The sequence below is a fragment of the Brevibacterium linens genome (genome assembly GCF_003999335.1).
GTDB classification, from domain to species: Bacteria; Actinomycetota; Actinomycetes; order Actinomycetales; family Brevibacteriaceae; genus Brevibacterium; species Brevibacterium linens.
Genome location: NZ_CP026734.1, coordinates 241,640 through 264,292, shown reverse-complemented (window position 1 = coordinate 264,292; position 22,653 = coordinate 241,640). Strand labels below are relative to the sequence as shown.

Annotated in this window: 14 protein-coding genes and 1 other annotated feature; of the genes, 4 read left to right on the top strand and 10 right to left on the bottom strand. The window is 56.6% G+C overall.

Features of this window, described 5'->3' with window-relative positions; genetic code table 11:
- Nucleotides 1-136: 136 nt before the first annotated feature.
- From drmB to CXR29_RS01150, 4 genes are read right to left on the bottom strand one after another with little or no spacing between them, the layout of a single operon-like run.
- The gene (gene drmB, locus CXR29_RS01165) at nucleotides 137-2,326 is read right to left on the bottom strand and encodes a DUF1998 domain-containing protein (RefSeq protein WP_127363630.1); all 2,190 of its coding nucleotides are present in this window, start codon (nucleotides 2,324-2,326) and stop codon (nucleotides 137-139) included.
- A gap of 1 nt (nucleotide 2,327) precedes the next feature.
- Nucleotides 2,328-5,618 carry a helicase-related protein gene (locus CXR29_RS01160; RefSeq protein ID WP_241241537.1) on the bottom strand — a complete coding sequence of 1,097 codons (3,291 nt, stop codon included), beginning with the start codon at nucleotides 5,616-5,618 and terminating at the stop codon, nucleotides 2,328-2,330.
- A complete protein-coding gene (locus CXR29_RS01155; protein WP_127363629.1) occupies nucleotides 5,611-7,470 on the bottom strand; it encodes a UvrD-helicase domain-containing protein in 1,860 nt (619 codons plus the stop codon). The genes CXR29_RS01160 and CXR29_RS01155 overlap by 8 nt, the downstream gene beginning before the upstream one ends.
- A complete protein-coding gene (locus CXR29_RS01150; protein ID WP_127363628.1) occupies nucleotides 7,463-11,914 on the bottom strand; it encodes a DEAD/DEAH box helicase in 4,452 nt (1,483 codons plus the stop codon). The genes CXR29_RS01155 and CXR29_RS01150 overlap by 8 nt, the downstream gene beginning before the upstream one ends.
- 45 nt (nucleotides 11,915-11,959) lie before the next feature.
- Here CXR29_RS01150 and CXR29_RS01145 point away from each other — a divergent pair, with 45 nt between their 5' ends.
- Nucleotides 11,960-13,351 (top strand): IS1380-like element ISBli4 family transposase, encoded by a 1,392-nt coding sequence (locus CXR29_RS01145; protein WP_127363627.1) that lies wholly within the window; start codon nucleotides 11,960-11,962, stop codon nucleotides 13,349-13,351.
- Nucleotides 13,352-13,407: 56 nt separating this feature from the next.
- Here CXR29_RS01145 and CXR29_RS01140 read toward each other — a convergent pair whose 3' ends face one another.
- From CXR29_RS01140 to CXR29_RS01130, 3 genes are all read right to left on the bottom strand, one after another.
- Nucleotides 13,408-14,004: an ATP-binding protein gene (locus tag CXR29_RS01140; RefSeq protein WP_127363626.1), complete on the bottom strand. Its 597-nt coding sequence runs from the start codon at nucleotides 14,002-14,004 to the stop codon at nucleotides 13,408-13,410.
- 234 nt (nucleotides 14,005-14,238) lie between these two features.
- Nucleotides 14,239-15,540 (bottom strand): ISL3 family transposase, encoded by a 1,302-nt coding sequence (locus tag CXR29_RS01135; RefSeq protein ID WP_009881950.1) that lies wholly within the window; start codon nucleotides 15,538-15,540, stop codon nucleotides 14,239-14,241.
- Between the two features lie 228 nt (nucleotides 15,541-15,768).
- Nucleotides 15,769-16,188, bottom strand: coding sequence for a very short patch repair endonuclease (locus tag CXR29_RS01130; RefSeq protein WP_277601932.1), 420 nt, complete (start codon nucleotides 16,186-16,188; stop codon nucleotides 15,769-15,771).
- Nucleotides 16,189-16,426: 238 nt separating this feature from the next.
- Here CXR29_RS01130 and CXR29_RS01125 point away from each other — a divergent pair, with 238 nt between their 5' ends.
- On the top strand, nucleotides 16,427-17,560 hold the full coding sequence (locus tag CXR29_RS01125; RefSeq protein ID WP_241241535.1) for a DNA cytosine methyltransferase: 1,134 nt from the start codon (nucleotides 16,427-16,429) through the stop codon (nucleotides 17,558-17,560).
- A 406-nt stretch (nucleotides 17,561-17,966) separates the two neighbouring features.
- Here the strand turns inward: CXR29_RS01125 and CXR29_RS01120 are convergent, their stop codons facing one another.
- The gene (locus CXR29_RS01120; RefSeq protein ID WP_127363624.1) at nucleotides 17,967-18,389 is read right to left on the bottom strand and encodes a CoA transferase; all 423 of its coding nucleotides are present in this window, start codon (nucleotides 18,387-18,389) and stop codon (nucleotides 17,967-17,969) included.
- Between the two features lie 352 nt (nucleotides 18,390-18,741).
- On the opposite strand from CXR29_RS01120, the gene CXR29_RS01110 reads away from it, so the two are divergent.
- Both CXR29_RS01110 and CXR29_RS01105 read left to right on the top strand, forming a co-directional pair.
- Nucleotides 18,742-19,976, top strand: a protein-coding gene (locus CXR29_RS01110; RefSeq protein WP_373270471.1) for an IS3 family transposase whose coding sequence is annotated in 2 segments (ribosomal slippage) — nucleotides 18,742-19,027 and nucleotides 19,027-19,976 — 1,236 coding nt in all. Because the reading frame shifts where the segments join, the coding sequence is not laid out codon by codon here.
- Nucleotides 19,020-19,148, top strand: a sequence feature (AL1L pseudoknot). It overlaps the preceding gene by 129 nt.
- 62 nt (nucleotides 19,977-20,038) lie before the next feature.
- Nucleotides 20,039-20,305 carry an aldo/keto reductase gene (locus CXR29_RS01105; RefSeq protein WP_127365218.1) on the top strand — a complete coding sequence of 89 codons (267 nt, stop codon included), beginning with the start codon at nucleotides 20,039-20,041 and terminating at the stop codon, nucleotides 20,303-20,305.
- Nucleotides 20,306-20,348: 43 nt separating this feature from the next.
- Here CXR29_RS01105 and CXR29_RS01100 read toward each other — a convergent pair whose 3' ends face one another.
- Together CXR29_RS01100 and acmB are read right to left on the bottom strand one after the other, a co-directional pair.
- Nucleotides 20,349-21,383, bottom strand: a complete 1,035-nt coding sequence (locus tag CXR29_RS01100; protein ID WP_127363623.1) for a helix-turn-helix domain-containing protein — start codon at nucleotides 21,381-21,383, stop codon at nucleotides 20,349-20,351.
- An 85-nt stretch (nucleotides 21,384-21,468) separates the two neighbouring features.
- Nucleotides 21,469-22,650, bottom strand: a complete 1,182-nt coding sequence (gene acmB / locus CXR29_RS01095; RefSeq protein WP_127363622.1) for a methyl acetate hydrolase AcmB — start codon at nucleotides 22,648-22,650, stop codon at nucleotides 21,469-21,471.
- Nucleotides 22,651-22,653: the final 3 nt, after the last annotated feature.

Here is a 22,653-nt window from a genome sequence, read left to right as displayed (position 1 = left end):
TGCAAGAATCATCTCATCCTCAGTCCATCGAAATTGAACCATCAACATCCCCGTTTACATTTGTGGTTGGAGGGCAAAAAAATTCGCGCGAACCTTTGACCTGTGCAGCGCTACGAAGTGGTCCGTAAATGCATGGTTATCCCAACTCAGAGAGCAGCTGGTCAACAATATATTCCTCATCATCACCGCTTTCGCCATCGAGCAACAGCACAATCCATCCTTGGTCCTCGAGAGATTGAGCGTCTTCGGGTTCGAGAGTTTCAGCAAGTAGTACCTGCTGCGATGTCCAGGCGTAATCGACTGGAATCTGTTCGTGACCCACTTCGATTCCGACATCAGGGAACTCAGCGTCTTCTTCAGCTAGACACTCAATTACAAACTTGAACCTATTCGTTTCTTGCCACAGCTTCATCCAGTCGGTATCAGCTACTGCGACCGGGAGAGAGATGGCAGGATCAATATGCGCCAAGTCGATTCTTGGGAAATGCTGCGGGTTCGACCTCAGCCACGAGATCAGTCCTTGACCCAAGTCCTCTGGAGTCCCGAATACCAGCCCCCTGTCGAGTCCAACGTTGAATGCTTCGCAGCTCGTCTCGGGCAATAGCACGCAATTGTGGCATGCTGCCAGATTCGCCCCGTCAACACCACTACCTGTGGATTCCAGACAAACGGGGTCAGCCGAACACCATGAAAGCCTGTCTTCAGCTTCGGACATAGCCGCAGCGAGTCGTGCTGAGTCCGCCATCGATGCAACTCCGCCAAGGCTCCCCGCTGAGTCAGCAGAAGCAGTATAGACAAGAATTCCTGCCATATCACTACCTACAAATAGACGTTCTTTCAGAGATGATGCAGGGTATCCAGCTTCAAGCGCCAACTGGTCGATTAGCACATGTGAAAGAGTATGAATTGCGACGTAAATTGCGTCGATCTGGCGCGGGGCGAATTCTGTTCCGTTTCGACCAGCGTTACGTCGAGCAGCCTGGTCGGCATTTCGCTGCAGCATCTCAAGTCGTTTCCGCACAAAGATGTTCTTAGACCAGTCATCGAGCCGGTTTCGATCCAGCGCAATGAACAGGCCTTCCCCAAGAAGCTCTGTCGCAGGCAGCCACGACGAGGTGTCGTCGTCAGGTCGGAGCAGGGCCTGTTGCGCTCCACCTTCGTCAGTTTGTTGTTCGGATGCAATGATCCGCGTAAAACCGCTGAGTGCGCGAACTTCACGAAGGCGCGACACTCGACGAACTGCTTTGACCCACGTTGATATTTCTGCGCCCACGGTCTCCGGGCGACAGGTGAATTGGCTTTCTGGCTCCTCCTCGGAACCATCCATCAGCGCTTGGAATTCTTGAAAACGGAACTCTTCGTCAGTCACTGCTTGACGCGACTCTGGATAGACCGTTTCGAGGACTTGTCGTGCGAATGTTCCAACGTCGAGCGAAGACTGTTCGTCGTCGAGAACGAACTGAAGAATTTCGTCCTTGCCATTTTCTGACGCAGCAATCAGCTTGTCCTTCGACAAGCTTTGCAATGCCCTAAAACGCCTGTTGATAATATTGGCAGCTTTACCAGAGTACGGTGGTATGGATATAGCAGACGCCGACACTGCAAACCACACGTTGGATGCACCACGTTGGACAGTGGTGCGGTCTTCTCCACATTTGCCTTCAGTGTATTCAAAGCCGAGCCAAGGCCGTTCACCTGGACAACGGAATGCTTTCGTCGCCTTCTTATTGAACGCTTTATCGAGCGAGCGCTGTCTGCCGCAGCTGCATTCAACGACAAGGTCGGCCAAGGCCGAAGTACGCCCGCGTGATCGCAGTCTCATTACATGTGCGGCAGGGTCTGCTTTTCGCGGCTCACCGACAGGATACTGTGCAGTTTTCCAGTTAACAGGAGGGTACTCGCCATCGTGAACCCATTCATAGTAGGGAAAGTCAGACAGATGGCCAGCTTTGCACGCCGATATGAATCGTGAGGGGATAAGCAGGGCACGTTGATCACAAATGCCACACTGGGGTTGATCCGTTCCAAACCCACGCAATTGAGACATTTGTCCCAGCACACCGCACTCCGGGCACTGGAGAACCCGAGGAAACAGTGTTACTGGCACTCCTGGCTTTGTTCGGCCTTCTGGGGTAGCTGGCGGCGATTTCAACTCGCTTACACCGAGCTGACGTGACAATCGAGGCTCAGTGACAAGCGGGAGATACCGGTCGTCCCATTGGTGTAGCCCGGCAATCAAGTAGCTTGAATTCTCGGCCGGGAAAAGACTTCCCACGCCATAGGTCGTGAGCAGCTGTGTCCGACGAGCGGTAACCCTTTTGGCCATTTCAATCTTCCTTAGAACTATTGAGCTGCTGTTCTCCCCGAGTTCTACTATGTCCCGAACTCATTTTTGCTTTGAACAGGCTCGACTCAGCGTCGACATCCCGCATGGACTGAGGAGTAGCCCATGGAATGTCCAGCCTTCCCGAATTCTTGCTGACATCATTGGACAAAGCCTCAGCACCATCGATCAACAGGGCACGCTCTGGATTTCTCCGATCGACGTAGCTGTTCAGCGTGCTGCTTGAGTCAGTGGCTTCACGATGCCATTCGCGACTGATGGCAGCAAGGTCCTGTTTGGTATCGCTATAAACGACGTCGTCATCCCCGGAGACCCTGAAACTTCGTTCACTTATAGCAGTTTCAATGTCAACAATTGACTGGTCCGATGCACGGAATGCCCTCACTGCTTTGTCATCCCGGAGATGTTCGACTGTCATCCTGACCGCAGAGACAAAAGCCGCATGAAGTCCACGATCCCGCGACCGGTCCGCGAACGGGGTCGCACTAGTCGCTTCGACCGCCCGGTAGAGCGAACCGTGGAAGTCCGCGAACCCTTCATAGTGTGAACGGTCGCGTGACTTGGCATCGTTGTAAATGGCGACAACAAGCCCTGGAAACTTGCGTCCGACACGGCTAGTCGCCTGAATATATTCCGCGCTTGACGGTGGCTGACCCATTACAGTCATTAGTCCAAGCCTGTCAACGTCAAGTCCAACCGAAATCATGTTAGTTGCCAGCACCACATCCAGCGGTCGATCCTGGTCTTTCAAACTAGTTTCCAGCCGTTTTAATGTCTCTGGAATTTCGCTGCTGGAACGACGTGACGTGAGCTCATGTACTTCGACTTCCCTGCCCGATTCTCGGTGCTCACGTTTGGCTAGCAAAGTCAGCCGTGTGGCAACGTCGTCATTAACCTGAAGATATGCAGAACCAAGCACTCGAAGCGAGTTGAAGTATCCAATAAGTGTCCAATAGGCATCCCGAATTTCCTCCGGAGTCTCAGTTTCAGCTTCGACGCTATTCAACAACGACGCATATACACGAACCATCAAGCTGGCGTGGGAGGTTCCAGGCGCCATCAAACCGATATATTCCCTAGTTCCCAGCTCAGATTTGTGCGCGGGACTTGCGAAGAAAGACTGGTCAGGATTCAGGCCAGGAGGCGGAAACAGGCGAGACTCGCGGTCGAATACAGACCTGATCTGACCGTCCGCACGCCTGATAGTTGCAGTTGATGCGACCAGCTTGGGACGTGAATGGCCATCGTCGACCTTTCGACCGGCGGCAAGGTCGACTGCAGACTCGAACAATCCAACCGTAGATCCCAGTGGGCCAGAAATGAGGTGCAGCTCGTCCTGAACAATAAGGTCTGGACCGATATCTCTAGGCTCGACTCGGCCGAAAATTGTCGCGACTCTCCCATCCCACGCCATACGAGCAAACTTATCGACAGTTCCAATTACGAGCTCTGGCCTGATCAGGTATATGTCTTCGTCAACGACGTATGCAGGAAGTCCAGAACGAAACTCGCATCCTTCTGAGCCGCATCTAATCACCATCGTGTCACGGGTCTTCTCGACAATGTAGTCGTCGGAGGTCAACTTTGTTCCACACCACGGACAGGTATGGAGCTGTTTGGGATTTCCTTCCTCGACGACATTGCCATTGCGAATTCGGTTAAGTGCTCGTCGCGCTTCTACCAACGAGTTCGGTGTTGAGGCAGCACCGACCCAAAGACCGATACTGAAACTTCTTGACCCCAGCGTTTCGGGGTGCTTCCGCCTAAGATGCTCAAGAGAACACATGAGCATCGCTGCGCGCTCAAATTGCTGAATGGTCAGGAGCCTGAGCGTGTACCTCATGATTACTGCGGTACCTTCAACCTCTGGGTCCCGAAGCCGCCTGAGAACTACGAGATAAGCGATGAGCCCCAGGTACGCTTCAGTTTTACCGCCACCTGCCGGAAACCACAACAAATCGGCAATATCACGTTCTTGAGAATATCGATCGGTCAATGACGGCAAGTTAAGGAGCACGAAAGCAATCTGAAATGGACGCCATTTCTGTTCTTGCAGTTCGAATTTCCCTACTGCCCCACCCCGAACCCAGTCTTGTCGCGACCTTTGAATGTGCATTGCCTGATTTGCGAGCTTAAAGGCCGCAAAGGCTTGCTCATCAGCGCTCAGCAGATCAACTCCTCTTCGCATTCGCGACAAGGCCTCTCGGGCATTCTCGAGATGTGTGTCTGCAATAGGCTGTAGGTGTGGAGGAACAAAATCCGGTCCACTATCTTGGCTTTTCCCTTCGCTCCGGGCAGCAATCCAAAGTTCATACTGCGCACACAATTCTTCGAGTTGCGTGACTACTTCTTCTCGACTGCCACGAGACAAGAAGCTCAACCGCAGATCGACACCTTCAATATCGTTCGGTTTGGCCCGAGGGACCTCGCGTCTAGGTATGAATTCAGTACGCACTCGTGACACGGCGCCATTCGATTCCTGATCGGTGTCCCAGTGCACTGCGCAGCCATGTCCCGTACCGAACGAATACTCATGCCGATATAGAAGATCAGACGTCTGTAGATCTGGGTCACTATTCACCGAGGTACGAAGTGATCGACGATCGACGATCGCAGGCGAAGAGGTCTCGGCTGCCAATCCCACTTGGAACCAGGCGAAAGCATCACGGTTTGATTCAGAGCCGCGAGAGAAGACCTGAGTATTCCGCAAGACTGCTGTTACCGTTGCATTTCCGTTCTCGTCTGCATGACGAACAAGCACGTACAGCTGCAACGCGTCATCGACCAACTCGTAAATTTCAGGCGTGCCATAGCTAGCTGGTATGTCCACGACCACGGGTTCAGGCCGCGCTTGCTCGCGGCGCCATTTGAAAGTCTCCTGATCAGACTGCGCAGGAGGCCCTCCGTCCTCGTCGTTGGCGGAAATCTTCTCGGAGACATATCGAGCTGCATCCGCGGTTAGCGTCACTGTCGTGCTGTGTTTCGTGTTCACTGTGAATGTCATCCCGGCACTCACGGGGGTCTTGACGAGGGCACCCGAAACAGGACTATCGATAACCGCATCATTGCTGTTTGAAGCCTCAGAATCGGGCTCATTTACTATTTGGGCTTCCGTTTCCGATGACGTTTCCGGCCAAAGGATTCCAACTATGTATCGATCGAGCGGGCGTTCTTCCAAAATCTCATGCGCGTCGCCCGGACCGTATACGTCCTTCACTAGACGATCAACTACTGTGCTTCGAAATGCGTACCTGGCCTGAAGATCATCAGTCATGGGGTCGAGCGCCTTCCTTCTTCCTTGCAACATTGATTAGGCCGGACAATCGTACGACCTGCCAGAAGCCACTTGGGCCCAGACCAGCGGCCGACGATACCTCTGGGTCACCAGCAACCGTCTCAACGGAAACTATCCTGGCGCCCTCCAATCGCTTCGGCCACGACAACTTCGGATCATCCAATTGTTTTCTTTGCATAATTCGAGCAACATCACTGCCGAACTTTGAATTGGTCCGACCAAGTATCTCCTCGTTTTCCGTTTGCACCCAATAGAAGGCGACGTTTCCAAGCGCCGGAGATCTATCGAGCACGAGGTTCACCTTTTCGCCCCAAAGGTCACGTCCGGACAATATTTGTTGACTAGAAAGGGGATCAGCATCCTGTGGGGTACACGGAACATTTGTTTCAATATCATCATTGATGAATTCCATTCGGGCAGGATACCGACGTCCACCCGCACCGAACCTATATTCTACCCAACGCTCTCCGACCTTTTTCGCGAATGCCCCAGATTCGCGGTCTCGTTGGAGCACAAACAATTCTTGGCGCGGGCGGCTCGACGCCACGTATCGGCGTCGCAAGTTGGCTAGATTAAGCTCCGCCCCTGGTGACCCCGGCTCTGGCTCCACATCAATCACATAGTCAAATTCGAGCCCTTTTGCTCGGTGAACAGTGCTGACCTCCACAGAACGTTCGTCATCAGAAGTCATCTCTACCGGAAGGGCGACATTTCGCATTCGACGGTTCAGAACCTGAATATTCAAGAACTTATGGTCCAGCGTGTCATTCTCGACTTCCTTTAGTAGGTGCCACGCATCAAACGGCAGAGAATCACCCTGGGGCCGGATAATTTCATCGAATTCCTGCCTAGAGTATTTGCGCAACTCTAACGAGCCAAGAACTGCACCGACCCAACGTGCAATACCAGCGTCCTGTACTCGCCTCCTTACCACGTGGAGTATATCCAAGGAATCCAATATCTCAGAGACCCGCAAGGCTTCATAGTTGGTCGTCGTCAATATTGCCGTTGATTCTCCTTCATCTAGGTCTTCTAAATAGCCAGTTAACGACTCTAACGACCTAAATCTATACGGCCCCTCGGAACCACCACTTACACGATAGTGATCCAACTCTGAATGTGCATCTTTCGCATCTACACCATTTTCAAGCATAGCGCGCAGGCGGGCTGCTACCGGAATGATACCCGCCGTTCTTTCACTGATTGCCCGATAGTGTCGAGTCAGTTCACATTGCTCACCGTGGTAATCATTCACTAAAGCTGAATGAAGATCGAGCGAAGTCCGATTTGACGCTGATGCGGTCCCCTCGAGCTGAAAGTCATAAATTCCCTGAAGCGGGTCTCCTAATACAGTGAAACCTGCCCTCTCCTCTAAGCAACTCACCAGGACAAGAACCATTTCTGCCCTGTCGCCAACTAGATCTTGACTCTCATCAATAATGACGTGATCGTACTCGAAACTGAATTGATCATCCGACTTCATCAATTTGGTTGCCCGACGAACCTTGGCATCAAACCCACCTTGAAATTCATTGAGCTCGCCCGCTTCGGACACGACTTTTCCAGCAAAAGAATCGAAGGTCCTGATTTCCAATGCGTTCAGACCAGACTGCCTCGCTCGTTTTCGAACCGCGTTAACGGCGGCTCGGGAAAAGCTGAGGACCAACACACTATCTGTCAAGTCGATTCCTTGGTCCTGAAGATCTTCGAGACGGCCGACGACTACCTCAGTCTTTCCCTGTCCTGCAGCCGCAGTTACGACTAGCCTGGCAGATACATCCGCCTCGATTACGGCTAGTTGAGAATCGTCAAATTCCAGCCACTCAACCATCCACGCCCCTCCAAAGGTGCGCGAATTCTGTGTAGGCGAGACTGTCCCCGAACTGCTCGATATTGTCTCGCACGTTCACGACCAAGACTTCGTTTGATCCGCCATTGAGAGGGCCTCGAAGTCCTCGGCCAATCATCTGAAGGTACTTGTTCGGCGAGAAAGTGGGACGGCACAGGTAAACCGCGTCGACCTTCGGCGCATCGAATCCTTGACTCAAAACGTCAAAGTTGGTCAGGACTCGCAGACTTCCGGCCTTAAATCGGCGGACCAGATTCCGCCTCACCTGGACTGGAGTGCCACCATGAATTGCTGCCGCTGGAATACCTTTTGCATCGAGGACCGCAGCAAGTGATTTCGCATGGTCGACGGATGCAGCAAACACGATGGCATGTTCTATCTCGTCTGCATGCTCCGTCACGTGCTGCACGATGCGACGGTTCCTATCATTGTCACTGGCTACAGATTCAAGATCGATACGATCTTCAAGCATTTGCCGCTGTGGGTTGAGAGCACTGTCTTCAGCATCAAAATTCGGCCTTTCTGGCCGCGGACGATGGTGCAATGGGCGAAGTGTGGTCCCCTCAAGCTCGACATGTTTCACCTGAGCGAGTACCCCGATATCTTGCAGGTATTCATGAGCAGTACTTGCCGTGAAGTACTCTGAAGGCTCGATCAAAGTACTATTGAATCTATTCACAAGTGCTTTGGACCCCTCTACGCTCCTTCCTCGAAATGGTGTCGCTGAGAGGCCGAGGAGGGCCTTTCCTGATTCTCTAGTCGATCGTTTAAACCACTTAAGGATTGTCGTATAACTCGAAGCGACTGCGCCGTGCGCTTCATCGATTACTACTACTGCCGGGTCCTCAAGCCATTGATAGCGTGCTTTAGCCGCGGAATCTTTGGCATCGCTCGCGCGTCTGGACATAGTTTGAAAAGTGGAGACTACAACGTGCACTCCGGAAGTGACTTCGTCCGCAACGCGTCCTCCCCACATTCGGCTTACTGTCAAACGCTCACCGGGGATTCCAAACGAGCTCCAGCCGCTTGTCCAGGCCTCGACCGCTTGTTCGCACAGTTCGTCCGATTGCGCGATCCAGACAATCAACCGGTCGCTAGGGGCGAGGGTGCTCAAATAGGTCGACACGCTTTCAACAGCAACACGTGTTTTGCCCGCCCCAGTCGGCAACTGAACAATGCCCTTGTTAGAACCTGCTGGCGCAGACAGAAGCTTAACTACGGATTGCTTGGTGGCTTTCTGATAGTCGTGAAGTTTGGGTAGTTGCACGGGGCCCAACACTTCTTCAGTACGAGGCTTCTGTTTCAAAACCTCGGGGTGAACGTCATCAGCGAACCCTAAAGCGGATAAATCGCTCTCTTTGACAGAGTTTGCCCACTCTCGCGCGGAGCCTTCCTCGGGGATTTCATTGCGAATCGCCTTCCAGAGGTCGGTCCCGTGTAAATTTTGAGCCAACCGATAGAGCAACGAGGTTGTTACTGTAATGCCCTCAAGCTCCAGCAGTTCGAGAGCTGAGTTCGGTACCAGGTCTCGCAGTCCGTCTTCGCCAATGAGTTCAACTACACGTTCCTCATCGCTCGGCAATCGTTTGAGCTTCTCCCAAAGGTTCTCGAGTTGAAGCTGTTTTTGGGCCTGGGACATCCGGTCGCGAACGTCGTCCACATCGTTCTTGGAGCCTGAGTGAGCAAGGATGAAGTCGAGCAAAGTTCTTTCGCGGAGCGTCGATCGGAAATAGATCTTCTTCTCCGGAGAGGCATCAGAGACCGCAAATGCAAGCGTTTCCGAAGTTTCACCATCGTCAAAATCGTTTCTCGTAATCTCGGTGAGAGTTCGACAGGCGACTAGCTCGTAGGCGCTAAATTTTCCGGCCTTTCTGTCAATTCGCCGCAACAACGGATACTCGTCCCGAACTAGTCGAACTTCACTATTACGACGAACTTCCTCAACTTCTAGGGATTTAAAGAATGAGATATCAATGATGTCGAGGTTCCACTTCCTCGCCATTGAGACATCAAGATCAAAATCCCCCGAGGCTAACATCGGTTTCGACGACTGATCACGCAAGTGCTCAAACGTTTCCTCGGATGCGGCCACTACGCACAAGGTCCGCTTCACAGGCACCGGAGTCGAATCTCGTGAATATTTGACCAGCAGCTCGGTGGGCTTCGGCGCACCTAGATCGGCAGCGCGAGCATAGAGTTCATGGAGCTTCTCAGTCGGCAGTCTCCGAGCCGAGAGCTCAAAGAGCCTGTCCCAGTCATCATTGGACGTACGGACGATCGGGTTTAAGACACCGAGCGCGCTTAAACGCTCAAATGCAAGAGGCACTGGCAGCAGATCATTGGAGATTTCACCAATGGGTTCTATTGCATTTTTGATCGGCACAAGGCCAATGGCCGTTTGCGCCACCCCGTATTCTCGAATCCACACAGAGTCAGGATCCAAAACCTTCTTTTCGAACCGGCGGGTCTGCACCCCCATTCCTAGACCTGAAAACCTTTCGATCGCCGGCAGTTTGGGTCGAACTAAGGTCCTTGCCAGAAGAGCCTCGGTAGCTTTGGCCCTGGCTTCGAAGCTAGCTGCTTTCAGATCGAACAGTCGCGGAGTGAAAGTTACTGATGCCGTATCGAACTCGACTGTAGTCAGTGTCTGGGAATTCGCATCGGCAATGGACTCTCGACGTGCCTCGTCCTCGATGAATTGACGCCATTCCATTTGAGCATTTCGCGCCTGAGTCAGCTCCTGGTCGGGAAGTGCAGTCGGTATTCCAAGATTCTTGTTGTTACCTCTACCCGCAAATGGCAGATCAGGGTCTATCACAACCTTAGCATCGTCTGCATTCTTGACATTCAACAAGTCTCCAGCTGCCCAAATCTGGTTAAGAGGTTTCCAGCCTCCAGCGGCTGTTCGTACCGGGACGTTTCTGTCGGGATCACCAGCTTCGATAATCTCAAGGACCTCTCCCCGGGGAGACCTTTCCGCTGCTTGCCAGAAAGCTAACGCGGCTTCGGACCCGTCTGGATTCTTTACCGCGTTACTCAGCAATGAGACCAATCGCGCGGAGTCGTCCAGCGCACGTACACCGAATTCTTTAAGAGCTGCGACAACGCCGTCGTAAGCCAACACTTCCGAGCTGACAATACCCGGGTCAGTTTGGGTCGCGTCAAGCGGCAGGTAAATGCCCGGGGTCAACTTGGCTACGGAGTCATCTTGCATCGGGACAATTCTCGACTCTCGAATCGCATAAGCATAGTCAGTTGTGCGCCTGAAGAAATCAGCAGCAAAGATGATTGCCCGCCCGAAGCATCCGCTGCTGCCTACTCCAGTGAGCCCTTCGACCCATTCCGAAATGGTTGATCGATTACGGGTACCCACAGGGTCAGGTGAGTCATTCAACAAGCGATCGACGACGGAAGACCGAAAATTGCTACTCAGAGCGGCTTCGTGCACCCATCCGACTATGCCGTTTTGTCCGGCGGCGTGCCCCCAACGTTCCAGAACGTCCGACTCGTCGTCGAGGTCCTTAGGCCGTACCTTTAGCTCACCTATTCGTCTAAGTTCTCCGCGTAAGTTCGGAACAATCGGCGCCGCAGCAGCTATCTTAGTCACAGGTTCAATGAGGTGTTCCCTAAACCAGGCATCGTCCTCTCTACCGCGCGCCGGAAGCGCGTTCAGATGTCTTCCGGGATCGCTTTCGCGATACAGATGGGGCAGGGCTCTCATCACGAGTTCTGGCACCGTGAGTTTGAGAATTTCCTCGTTGTAGCGATCGGTCAGCAGCGTCACGCGGTCGTCGTTCATTTTGAACGGAGCGTTGATAATGCCGGGCAAGGTCGTCATGGTGCCAGTTCCGAAGTAGCTCCACACCTCGCCACGATCACGAGAGTTGCCAGAATCCAGTCGGTGAGCCCATGACACCTTCATCGACTTGCGCGAGTGCAAGTCGCCAGCTTCACGCAATGCGATTTCGGATGGAATATGTTCGCTGGATGAGACAACCCAATCAAGATTCATCTGTTGGCTCGACAGTCTGACAACTTCTACGCCGTTAGTCCTGGTATTCGACCGGTCTGAGGTCCAAACGGTCTTGAACTCATCGTTTCCGCGACCTTCGAGCGTCAAGTTGGAGACAGCTGGTGAGAACAGAAGAAACTCGGGCCTAAAGTTGCGAACTTTATTCTTCAACTCGGGAACCCGGTGGCTGAGCGGGAGTCGAACCACTGTTGATGCCCATTCTCTCAGTTCGCGAAGAATAGCGTCGCCCGCAATCTCGGTCGATTCGTCAAGTAGAAACGGAAGTCTGAGCACAGGGTAGCGGCTTAGCCTTGATCCACCGATGCGAGTAGCCGGATCAAGCCGCGCGTGAAATGGAAATGCCCCTTCTGAACTGGGAAAATGATGATGTTCTAAGTCAACATTCCCGTTCAAGAAAGGGGCACCTCTCAGGTGCTATTCAACCACACACCCGCGTCTGTGTCTCACTCCTTCGACGATGCGAACCTGACGGCCACTACCGGGCTCGTCCCGATCATGAGCCTCGCCCAGATGGCGGGCCTGCCAGACCTCGCCGAAGACCGTCTGACCGTGACCACCACCGGAGCCGACAAGGGCGCGAACCCGGCACCGAAACTGGCTACCCTGGTCGCGGGAATGGCTGCCGGGGCCGACTCGATCGATGACATGAACATCCTCCGCCACGGCGGCATGCAACACCTCTTCGATCGTGTCTACGCGCCCTCGACCCTGGGTTCGTTCCTGCGCTCGTTCGCCTTCGGCCACGTCCGGCAACTCGACGCGATCTCCTCCCGCTTCCTGACCAACCTCAACGAGCACACACCGCTGCTACCAGCCAGCGAAGACACTGGACAAGCGATGGTGTTCGTCGATGTCGACGACACCGTCATCGATGTCCACTCCGCGTCGAAGCAGGGAGCTGGATTCGGCTACCAAGGCAGTCGTGGCCTCAACGCACTGTTGGCGACCGCATCGACGGGCGACTCCAGCCAGATCATCGTCGGCCAGCGCCTGCGCAAGGGCTCAACCTCGTCAGCCCGGGGTGCTGACAAGTTCGTCGCCGACGCTCTGGCCACCACGACCCGAATCAACTCCGACCTCCCAGCCCTGGTCAGGGCTGATTCGGCGTACTACTCCTCGACTGTGACCAAAGCCGCCCGGGATGCCGGGGCTGAAGTATCGATCACGGTCCGCATGGACAAGAAGGTCAAAGCAGCGATCGGAACAATCAGCGACGGCGCATGGACTGGCATCGAATACCCCGAAGCGATCTACGACGAAGAGACCAGGGCCTGGATTTCGAAGGCCGAAGTCGCCGAGGTCCCGTTCACCGCATTCACCTCGAAGAAGAAGTCCCTGCACGCCGCCGGCCGCTTGGTGGTCCGCCGCATCCCTGAACTCAACGAGACCAAACGCACTGCCGGGCAGGACCCATTGTTCGACTTGTTCCGCTATCACGCGTTCTTCACCACGGTGGACAAAGACCGTTTCGACACCGTCGCTGCTGATCACATCCACCGCAAGCACGCGATCATCGAGCAGATCAATGCGGAGTTGAAGAACGGTGCCCTGGCACATATGCCCTCTGGGGTGTTCAACGCCAACGCCGCCTGGGTAGCAGTCGCAGCGATCACGCACAACCTGCTGCGGGCTGCTGCCGGACTCATCGGTGGCAGGATGAGCAAAGTGCGCGCTCAGACGCTGCGGACACGGATCATCGGCATCCCGGCCCGGATTGCTCACCGGGCCAGGAAGCTGATTGTGCACCTGCCGAGACGGTGGCCGTGGGCGACGGAATTCGCACGACTCTGGCACGCGGCTCTGAGCCCACCTACACGATCATTGTCCTGACCGATTCGCTCCTGCTCGAGCACGAGGCCGCAGGGTCTGGAGGAGACCCCGGGGAATCATCTATGTGGAAGAGACCGGTGAGAGACCGGGACACTACTTCCTGCCCTCGCACCGCGTTCGCACTCGAATCCGAGTGAGCCCCTTGCCATCAAGCGAATCGGTGGATCAAGGCTTAGACTTGGAGTGATCTGCGAAAGTATTTCTGTACTTCGTTCGCTGTCGAATCCGAACGCGATCGTCGACGAAAAGATCTCGGGTCGCCCGCAGATCTCGAGAACCGATTTGAACCCAAGCCCGAATCGCCCAATCTGGTCGCCACGCTTTGTGGACATGTTGGAGTGCAGGAGGGTCTTAATTCCCTCCGAGTCGAACGGTTTTCCGTCATTCGCTACGTAGAGGGTGCTGTCGCTACAGACAACATGAATTCGGGAACCACCCTCCCGGACCACGTCTGCAGCATTTTGAACAAGTTCCTGAACCTGCTTGCCGCTGTATCCGCCCTGGACGATTGCGTCTTCTTGCCCCGCATTCTCACGGATATTGTCTGGTCGAGCTCGATATGAACTGATCGTCGATCGGAACTCATCTTCGATGAACTTCTTGTAATCGCCAGAAAAGTCGACTTCGATGTCGTACTCTGAGTCGTCATTCAACGCAGCTCGCACTCCTTCACTTCGACTGCAAATACCTGATACAGCACATCCTGCTAGGGCTTACTTCAAAAGCTAGCATTGAACTCTGACACAGCAACAACGGTTGGTGCATGGATTTCAACATGCAACTGACACGGGCCTCTTCTGCGGGCTGCCTCCGATCCCGGATAACTGGGAAGTGCAAGTGTCACCTTTCAAAGTTCATCTTTCCGTTGCATAAGGGGCTCTTCGCAGTTAGGGGTGTAATCGGGGTCTGAATCCTCCCGTCTCGAGCAAGCTTCGGGCGATGTAGTGGGTGAGGTTCCGGAACCCCAGCGCCGATCCACGTAGGTGTTCCAGCCTGCCGTTCAATGCTTCCGTCGGACCGTTCGACGTCCCCGGCCGATCGAAATACGCCAACACATCCATAGCCCGCTTCTTCAACGTCCGCCCCAGCCGGCGCAGCTCAACAAGACCAGCAGGCACCCCGGACGAGATGGAGTCGATGATCGACTGCAGCGACTTCTTCCCCGCGGTTCGGTCCGGGTTGCGGTAGGCGGTGATGATGTCTTGGAACACGCTCCAGGTCACCTCCACATCAGCATGATTCTCATCAGCAAAGAGAGCGACGATCCGTTGCTGCTGCCGCTCGGTGAGTAACTGACACCCGGTGTGCAGAGTCCGCCGGGCCTGATACAACGGGTCGCCCTTCTTCCCGCGGTGCCCGGTCGTTTCCTGCTGAACACGCCTGCGGACCTCGTCCAGACTGTCCCCGGCGAGCTTGACGACATGGAAGGGATCCATCACTTCCACCGCGGCCGGCAGCTCTTCGACAGCAGCCGTCTTGAACCCGGTGAACCCATCCATCGCCACGACCTCGATTCCATCGCGGAAGGCCTTCGACTGCCGGGCCAGCCACGATTTGAACACGGCCTTCGATCGTCCCTCAACCATGTCCAGCAATCTCGCTGGTCCTGTCTGATCGCGGATCGGGGTGAGATCGATGATCACGGTCACGTACTTGTCACCCCGTCTGGTGTGCCGCCAGACATGTTCGTCGACGCCGATGACGCTCACGTTATCGAACCGGGAAGGATCGTCGATGAGAGCCCGATGTCCTTCGGCCAGGATCGCGTCATTAGCGGTGTGCCAGGATACAGCGAGCTTGGCCGCGATGACGGAGATCGTGGCGTGATCGACAACGAGTGCTTTCAAAGCCCATGCGAGTCCGGTGCGCGAGATCTTGGCCCTGGCTGGGGCTGCTTGGTCGGTGTCATGGCGCCACACGCGCCCACAGAGTTCGCACTTGTAGCGACGGAGTCGGATGAGCAGGGTGGTGGGACGGTGCCCGAAGGGTTCGTGAGCCAATTTCCGGGTCACAGTATCGCGGGGCCGGCCATGTCCGCCGCATCGGTGGCACCACTCATCGTCAGTGGTTGGGGTGCACAGGAGAACTGTTTCTGAATCGGTGACGTGTTGGCCCGTGCAGTGCAGGCCGAGTGTGTCGAGGTGGCAGAACGTGGTGAGGTCAGGGGTGGAGAACGTAAGGTGGTGCACGTCGAGGTCTTTCGGATGGTTTGTGTAGGAACTTCCATCTTCGAAAGGCCTCGACCTATTTCTGTGTAGCGACGCGCACCGGTTCTACACCCTCAACTGCGAAGAGCCGCATAAGGAGGCTTGCATCAACCCTGCACCCTTCGACGTGCTCCCACTTGAGCACGGCAAGGTCTCGCACGTTTGGTGCTACTCCCGAAACCGATTCACTCTTCACACCAAGCGAACAACTCAAGGACCCTGGACAAGCCGACGGTCTGCCACTATCGATACGATCATGTCGGCGGCAGCGATAGGGTCTTCGTGTTCCCAAATACGAATGCTCAACCAACTACGTACCTGTAGCGCACGATCCGATTCGAGATCTCTCTCCCTATTACGGGCTAGCTTCTTGGCCCACCAGTCACGATTACTCTTCGGTATCGATCCGTGAATAGGGGAGCTATGCCAAAAGCAACCGTCGACAAACACCGCTACTTTTGCGCCGACGAAGGCGAAATCGCAACGACGTCGGCGCTTTCCTGGGATTGGCCACTCCAATCGATAGCCGCATCCTCGATCTCGAACTGCCTTCCGGAGGTTCAGCTCGGGAGCCGTGTTCTTCGATAGCTGTTTCGACATTCGTACAGACGTCGCACTGTCGGTGGTCATTTCCATGCCACCACCTTTTCCGAAGTGCAGTCGTAGCCACCAAGGTAGACACGATCATTGGTGGCAGAACCATTCGCCCGACGAACAGTTGAGCCCCAAGGAACCTGGGACACCTGTGGCTTCACCCTACCTAAACTGCCCGGACAGGCTCAGCCACCGGCTACAATGTCCGGAGGAGAGCCCTAAAAGTCCCGTCTCGGATGGGCTAATTTCAATTGGAGTCGGAAGGATTGCTGCAGTGAATGTCGACGTCTTGGACTTATTCACCGGCGCTGGCGGCCTCACTCAAGGCTGGCACGATGCAGCAATAGATCACGGAATAACAACCAGGACAGTCGGTTCCGTCGAACTTGATCCAACCGCCGCTGCCACCTACCGTGAAAACTTCGGCGATTCTGGACAATTCGTAGGTTCAATCGAGGATTGGTTGAACCAGGTTGACACGCCATCCGCGGATGTCATCCTAGGAGGACCTCCCTGCCAGGGATTCTCCAAATTAGGCAAGCGTGACATCAACGACGTACGGAACCTGTTATGGAAGAAGTATGCGGAGGTAATCGTTCGAGCACAGCCACGGTACTTCGTTGTCGAGAACGTTATTCCGTTCCTGAGCTCGAATGAGTTTGTCGCGTTCAGTAATTCGACTCAGTCTGGTGGACTGTTAGAAGACTACGTCCTCGAACCTAATAGATTGATCGCGACAGACTATGGTGCACCCCAGAAACGCATGCGAGCAGTGGTGATTGGCCGCCACCGGGATCTCCACCAGGTGGGGGCTCCGACGGTCACCCATCCGGACAGGGAACACGATTGGGTCACCGTAGGTAGGGCGTTCGACGGAATTGAGCCACTGGTAGATGGCATCCATTTACCAAAGCGTACGTCGCCCGAAGGGTTCGAAGGACCCTACGAATCACGCGAGCTCCACCTCGGCCGCACTTACACCGATTTGTCATTAAAGCGCTTCGCCCACATTCCCCGTAATGGCAATCGGTTCGATATCCCAGACGAGCTACTCTCTCCTTGCTGGAAAAGGACTCGTAGTGGCTACTCCGATGTTATGGGCAGGCTGGATGAGGACAGTCCGGCGGTTACGATCAGAACCGAATTCGACAAACCTGAAAAGGGCCGGTATCTCCATCCGACGGCGAACAGAGCAATAACCCATTTCGAGGCAGCGCGACTTCAAGGTTTTCCGGATGACTTCAAGTGGCTAGGGTCTAAGCCCAAGATTGCACGACAGATTGGCAACGCCGTCCCCGTTCAACTGGCAAGGGCGATATCCGAACGCCTCATCTTCGCCGTCAAGGGTCTACTGCCGCTGACCGATGACGTGTACGAGCCGGAACTTCCGTTCGATCAGACCGCTTAAGGAATGACGGGCTGATAGCCGAGCCCAATCCATCAGTCCAGGGCTTAGATACCTGCATGCCTCGAATCCCTTCAAACTTTGAAGAGTTACAATTGCTGTGAGCGCTTCTATCTCTGCTCGGCGTCGCATATTTCATTGGACACTTTGCAAGAAGCTTTGACTGAGTTCTGACGCACAGACCGAGCTGGTCATTCCCCAGGCGTACGACCCCGGCCGATCCCAACTGATCGCGCGCATCCGCGCCGAGTCCGAGTTCGGACACGAGCACCTCGTCGGCGTTCCCGCCCAAGACCGGCGCCGGGACGGCATCGGCCGCCGGAGAACCACCGAATTTCAGAGGCACACGCGGGGCGAGTACCCGCCCGATTCCCGGTTGTTCGAACTCGGTGAGCATTGGATTCTTGGCCTAGCACCGCGGATCTGAGCTAATCAGCTCCTCGAACGTCTGGAACCCGCCGACGAGCATTCCGGCCTCGGCGAGCAGCTTCGTCGCGCCCTCGGAGTCGTGCGCGGTGAACCACGGTCGCACCACCGCATCGATAGCCTCACGTTCCTCAAACCGGCCGCCCTCAGTGTTCAGGTCGACGTTGAGCAGCGGACCGATCATTTCAAGCTTCTCGCCCAGCCCTGTCGCCTTCCCCAAACCCCGCCAGTGCTTGTTCGAGATCACCACGACCATCACCTTACGGCCATCCGCGCACTCGTACGACTGCCCATAAGCCCCGTACAAGTCGTTGCCCAAAGCACCGCGCGTCTTGCCCGTCGCCTGCACCTCGGCGATATAACCAAGGTTGCCGAAGGTCGCGAGCATGACGTCCGACAGCGCCAAGGTGATCTCCTGCCCTTGCCCGATGTACGGTGATCGAGCTCGGCGGCCATGGTCCCGTTGGAAATATAGAGCCCCGCAGCAACATCCCAGGCCGGCACCGCATTGTTCACCGGTCGGTCGTCCTCGCCGGTGATAATCGGGGAACCACTGGCCGCGGCATCGGGTTCGTCCCCTACAGCCCGCTGGGCCGCGGATTTCTCACCGGAACGCTGACCAAGGACCTGGTCGCCGGCGACTTCCGCGGCGGCACCGAACGCGTGGGTGAGGCGTGGGAGACGAACCAGACGATCGTCGACATGATTCGCCCCGGGAATAATGGAGACAGTGAAGCCACGGAAAGGACTTCCCTGTCATGCCCCAAAAGAAGTACCCCCTCGAGCTACGCGAACGAGCAGTCCGCATGGTCCTCGACGCCCTCGAAGCTGACCCTGGTGCCCGCCGCGGCGTCTTCCGCCGGATCGGCGACCAACTCGGTGTGAACCCAGAAACACTGCGGTCCTGGGTCAATCAGGACCAGGTCGATGCCGGCGACCGCCCCGGCACTACCACCGCTGAAGCCCAGCGCATCAAGGACCTCGAGAAGGAGAATCGGGAACTGCGCCGGGCCAACCAAATCCTGAAGTCGGCCTCGGCTTTTTTCGCGGCGGAGCTCGACCGCCCCTCGAAGTAGTCTGCTCGTATATCGACGAGCACAAGGACGAACTCGGAGTCGAGCCGATCTGTGCCACGCTGCGTGCTGCCGGCGTGAAGATCGCTCCGAGTACCTACTATGCCCGCAAACATCGACCAGCCTCGGCTCGACAGAAACGTGACGAGGTATTGAAAGAAGAGATCAGCACTGTGCACGGGAAGAATTACGATGCGTTCGGAGCCAGGAAGATGCATATCGTGCTCAACCGCGAACCTGACTCGCATGGTCGCGGGCATGTGGCCCGTTGCACGATCGAGCGCCTGATGAGAGACCTCGATCTACACGGGATCAAGAGGGCCAAGGCACCGAACACTACGAGGTCAGCACCGCGGGAGAACTGCCCGGCCGATCTCGTCGATCGGCACTTCGAAGCCTTCGCTCCTGACCGGCTGTGGGTGGCCGATATCACCTATGTGCACACGTTCACAGGGTGGGTCTACGTCGCGTTCGTCACCGACGTGTTCAATCGCGAGATCGTCGGCTGGCAGGTCTCGAGGTCGTTGCATACCGAGTTGGCTCTTGACGCTTTGCAGATGGGGATCTATCAGCGTAAACGTGCTGGTCACGACCTGTCTGGGCTGGTGCATCACTCGGACCGCGGGGTCCAGTATCGAGCGATTCGCTATGGCGAGGCCCTGGCTGAGCAAGACGCAGTCGCGTCTGTCGGGTCGAAAGGAGATTCATACGATAACGCCCTCGCTGAAGCGCTGAATTCACTCTATAAGGCCGAACTCATCCGGAACAAGGGTCCCTGGAAAGGTATTGATGATGTCGAGATCGCCACGGCGCAGTGGGTGCACTGGTTCAACACGTACCGGCCCCACGGAGCACTTGGTGGGGCGACTCCCGCCGCGTTCCGAGCCGATCATCTCAGCACGATGCCACGGGCTGCGTAGCTCGTGGGTGAGCCGATGAATTCCAAGTAGAAAACTCTCCATCAAACACGGGGCTTGACAACATCGTCGCCGAGGTTGCTCTGCGTCACGATGCCACCAACGCTCAGATCGCACTTGCGTGGCTCCTCCACCGGGCGGCGCAGTTCGGTGTCGCCGCCGTCACGATCCCCGGATCGCGGAAGCCGGAGCGCAGCGTCGAGAACCTCGGGGCACTGGACCTTCGACTCGGCACAGAGGACATGGGCAGCCTCGATGCGATCCGCATCCTCGTCGAGGGGACTCGGAACATCGTGGACAACCCTCAGTGGATCAGCTCCGGTCGGGAGTGAGCACGAGGCGAGTACCGCGGGCAAATGGCGGCCAAGAACCCCTTCACCCCACGGGCCCCGGAAGTTCAAGCACTCGGGAATTGCGAAGCCGCCACCGGAGCACGCTGATGCCCAACCTGGTGCGGTTGTAGCCCGACAGCGGGTCGTAGCCGAGGCAGCGTTCGATCTGCTCGGCCCGGCTCTGCACCGTGCTGTGGTGCAGACCGAGGTCGCGGGCCGCCTGCCTGATCGTCGGTGCTTCGAGGAGCACGCGCACCGTGGACTCCGCCCACGGCGAGTCCATGATCTCGTCTATCAGAGCTGCGTCCGGATCGGCTGTCTCGGATGATTCGGCGAGCAGTTCGACGAGCCCACCGAAGTTCTCCGCTCGCACGAGTCCTTCCTCGGGCGGGCGGCTGAGCCGCAGTGCCACCACGGCTGCCCGCAGTGACCGCGGCAGTTCTCCGATCGACCCGGACGGCCCCAGTCCGGCCGGTGTCACGGCGATGTCCTCGGTGTCGTCGGTCACGATGACCACCTGCAGAGTGCCATGTTCGCTGGTGATGACATCGGTGGGACCGGCGGGTCGTTTCTCGAAGACGGCGAACAGCGGGGCCGCGAGGACTCGATATCCCGAACCAGGCGTCAGCCCGAGGCGAACCGCGGCAGCACTCCGGTCTTCGGGCGTCGCGGCAGGATCGAGGGCGAGTGCCACGTCCCGCGGGGTCTCCAGCTGCTGCCGTTCGAGACCGAATCTCACCCCGATGGCCAGGCCGAATCTCTCAAGGATGAGTTCATCGTTGGGCAAGGCACCGTCCTCCCGCTCGAGCCAGACCTCGGAATCGTTCGGCAGGGACAGTGCGGCCACCTCGGCGGGTCGGTCTCCCGGAATCGAGACTCCGCCTGAATCGACCCTCAGCTGCCTGCTCCCGTCCCCACTGCGAAAGCCGGCCGGGCAACCGGCCAGAGCCGCGGCCGCGGAAGCGAGGGCATGGGAATTGACCTCGCCGGCCATGAGTTCGTCGAAGCAGGCGATGACGCGCAGACCCAGGCTCGCCTCGGGATCGAGCTTGGCAATCCTGCCGAGCAGCTCCTGCACGTCACCACCTCCTCGTTCGTCCGTCGGTCGACGATTGGCAGTCCACGATTGTCGACCGACGGTCGCGATTCGCCTCGGTCGCGAATCAGCCTTTCAGAGCATCGTAGACTGCCGTCTCCATCTCGAGGTAGCCCCCAACCGATTCCGGGTCGGCGAAGGGGAAGATCTGTGTGGCCCAGTACCCGCCGATCTTGTTCTGTCGGTCGAACCAGTAGAAGAGGTTGGCAAGACCCGCCCATGCGGCGGCGCCGGCCGGGCGTCCGGTCGGGGCGTCCTCCTCGTTGATCATGAACGTGTATCCCCAGGTCTTCGGCATGCCGGGGAAGAATTCCGCATCGTTGGACAAGCTCGGGATGACTCCGGGCAGCAGTTTCACCCGAAGATCGCCGAGGTGGTTCTGCGTGGCCATGTCCACCGTTTCGGGGCGGAGGACGACGGTTCCGTCGTCGGCTGCTCCGTCGTTGAGCCACATCCTGATGAACTTCAGGTAGTCATCGACGGTTGAGAAGAGTCCGTGGCCGCCCATCTCCGCCTCCGGTTCGGGCAGCATGAAGTCGGTCGCCGCGAGTTCGCCGTCGGTGCGCTGGTGCATCGTGGCCTGCCGCTCCTGCATCGACGCGGTCGGACGGAAGGTGCTGTCGTCCATGCCCAGCGGTTCGAGGACTCGGGTGCGCATCGCCTCACCCAGAGTCTTTCCGGTGATGCCTTCGATGACCTGGCCGGCCCAATCCATGTTCGACCCGTACTCCCACTGGGTGCCGGGATCGAACAGCAGCGGAGTCTCCAACGCCTTCCTGGTGGCGGTGACGATGCTCGGCTGGCCGTGTTCGCGGGCGAGTCGTTCGTACTTCTCGTTGAAGAAGTCGTAGCCGAAGCCGGCGGTGTGCAGCAGCAGCTGTTTGGTGGTGGGTTCGCTGGCGGGTGCCCGGAGGATCGGTTCTCCACTGTCGTCGAAGCCGTCGATGACCTGTACGTCGGCCAATCCTGGGGCATAGTCCTTCGCCGGGGCGTCGAGGTCGAGCTCTCCCGACTCCACCAGCTGCAGTGCCACGGTGCCGGTCAGGGCCTTCGTCGTGGAGAAGATCAAGAACACGGAGTCCGTGGTCATCGGCTGCGGGTCGTCGAGGGAGCGGACTCCTGCAGCAGTGAGACTGATGGTCTCCTTGTCGGTGGTCACTCCGGCGACGACGCCTGGGACGCCGCCGCTGTCGACGGTCTTCGTGGCCACGCGGACAACTGCGTCGTTGACAGCTGTGTTCTCAGACATGAT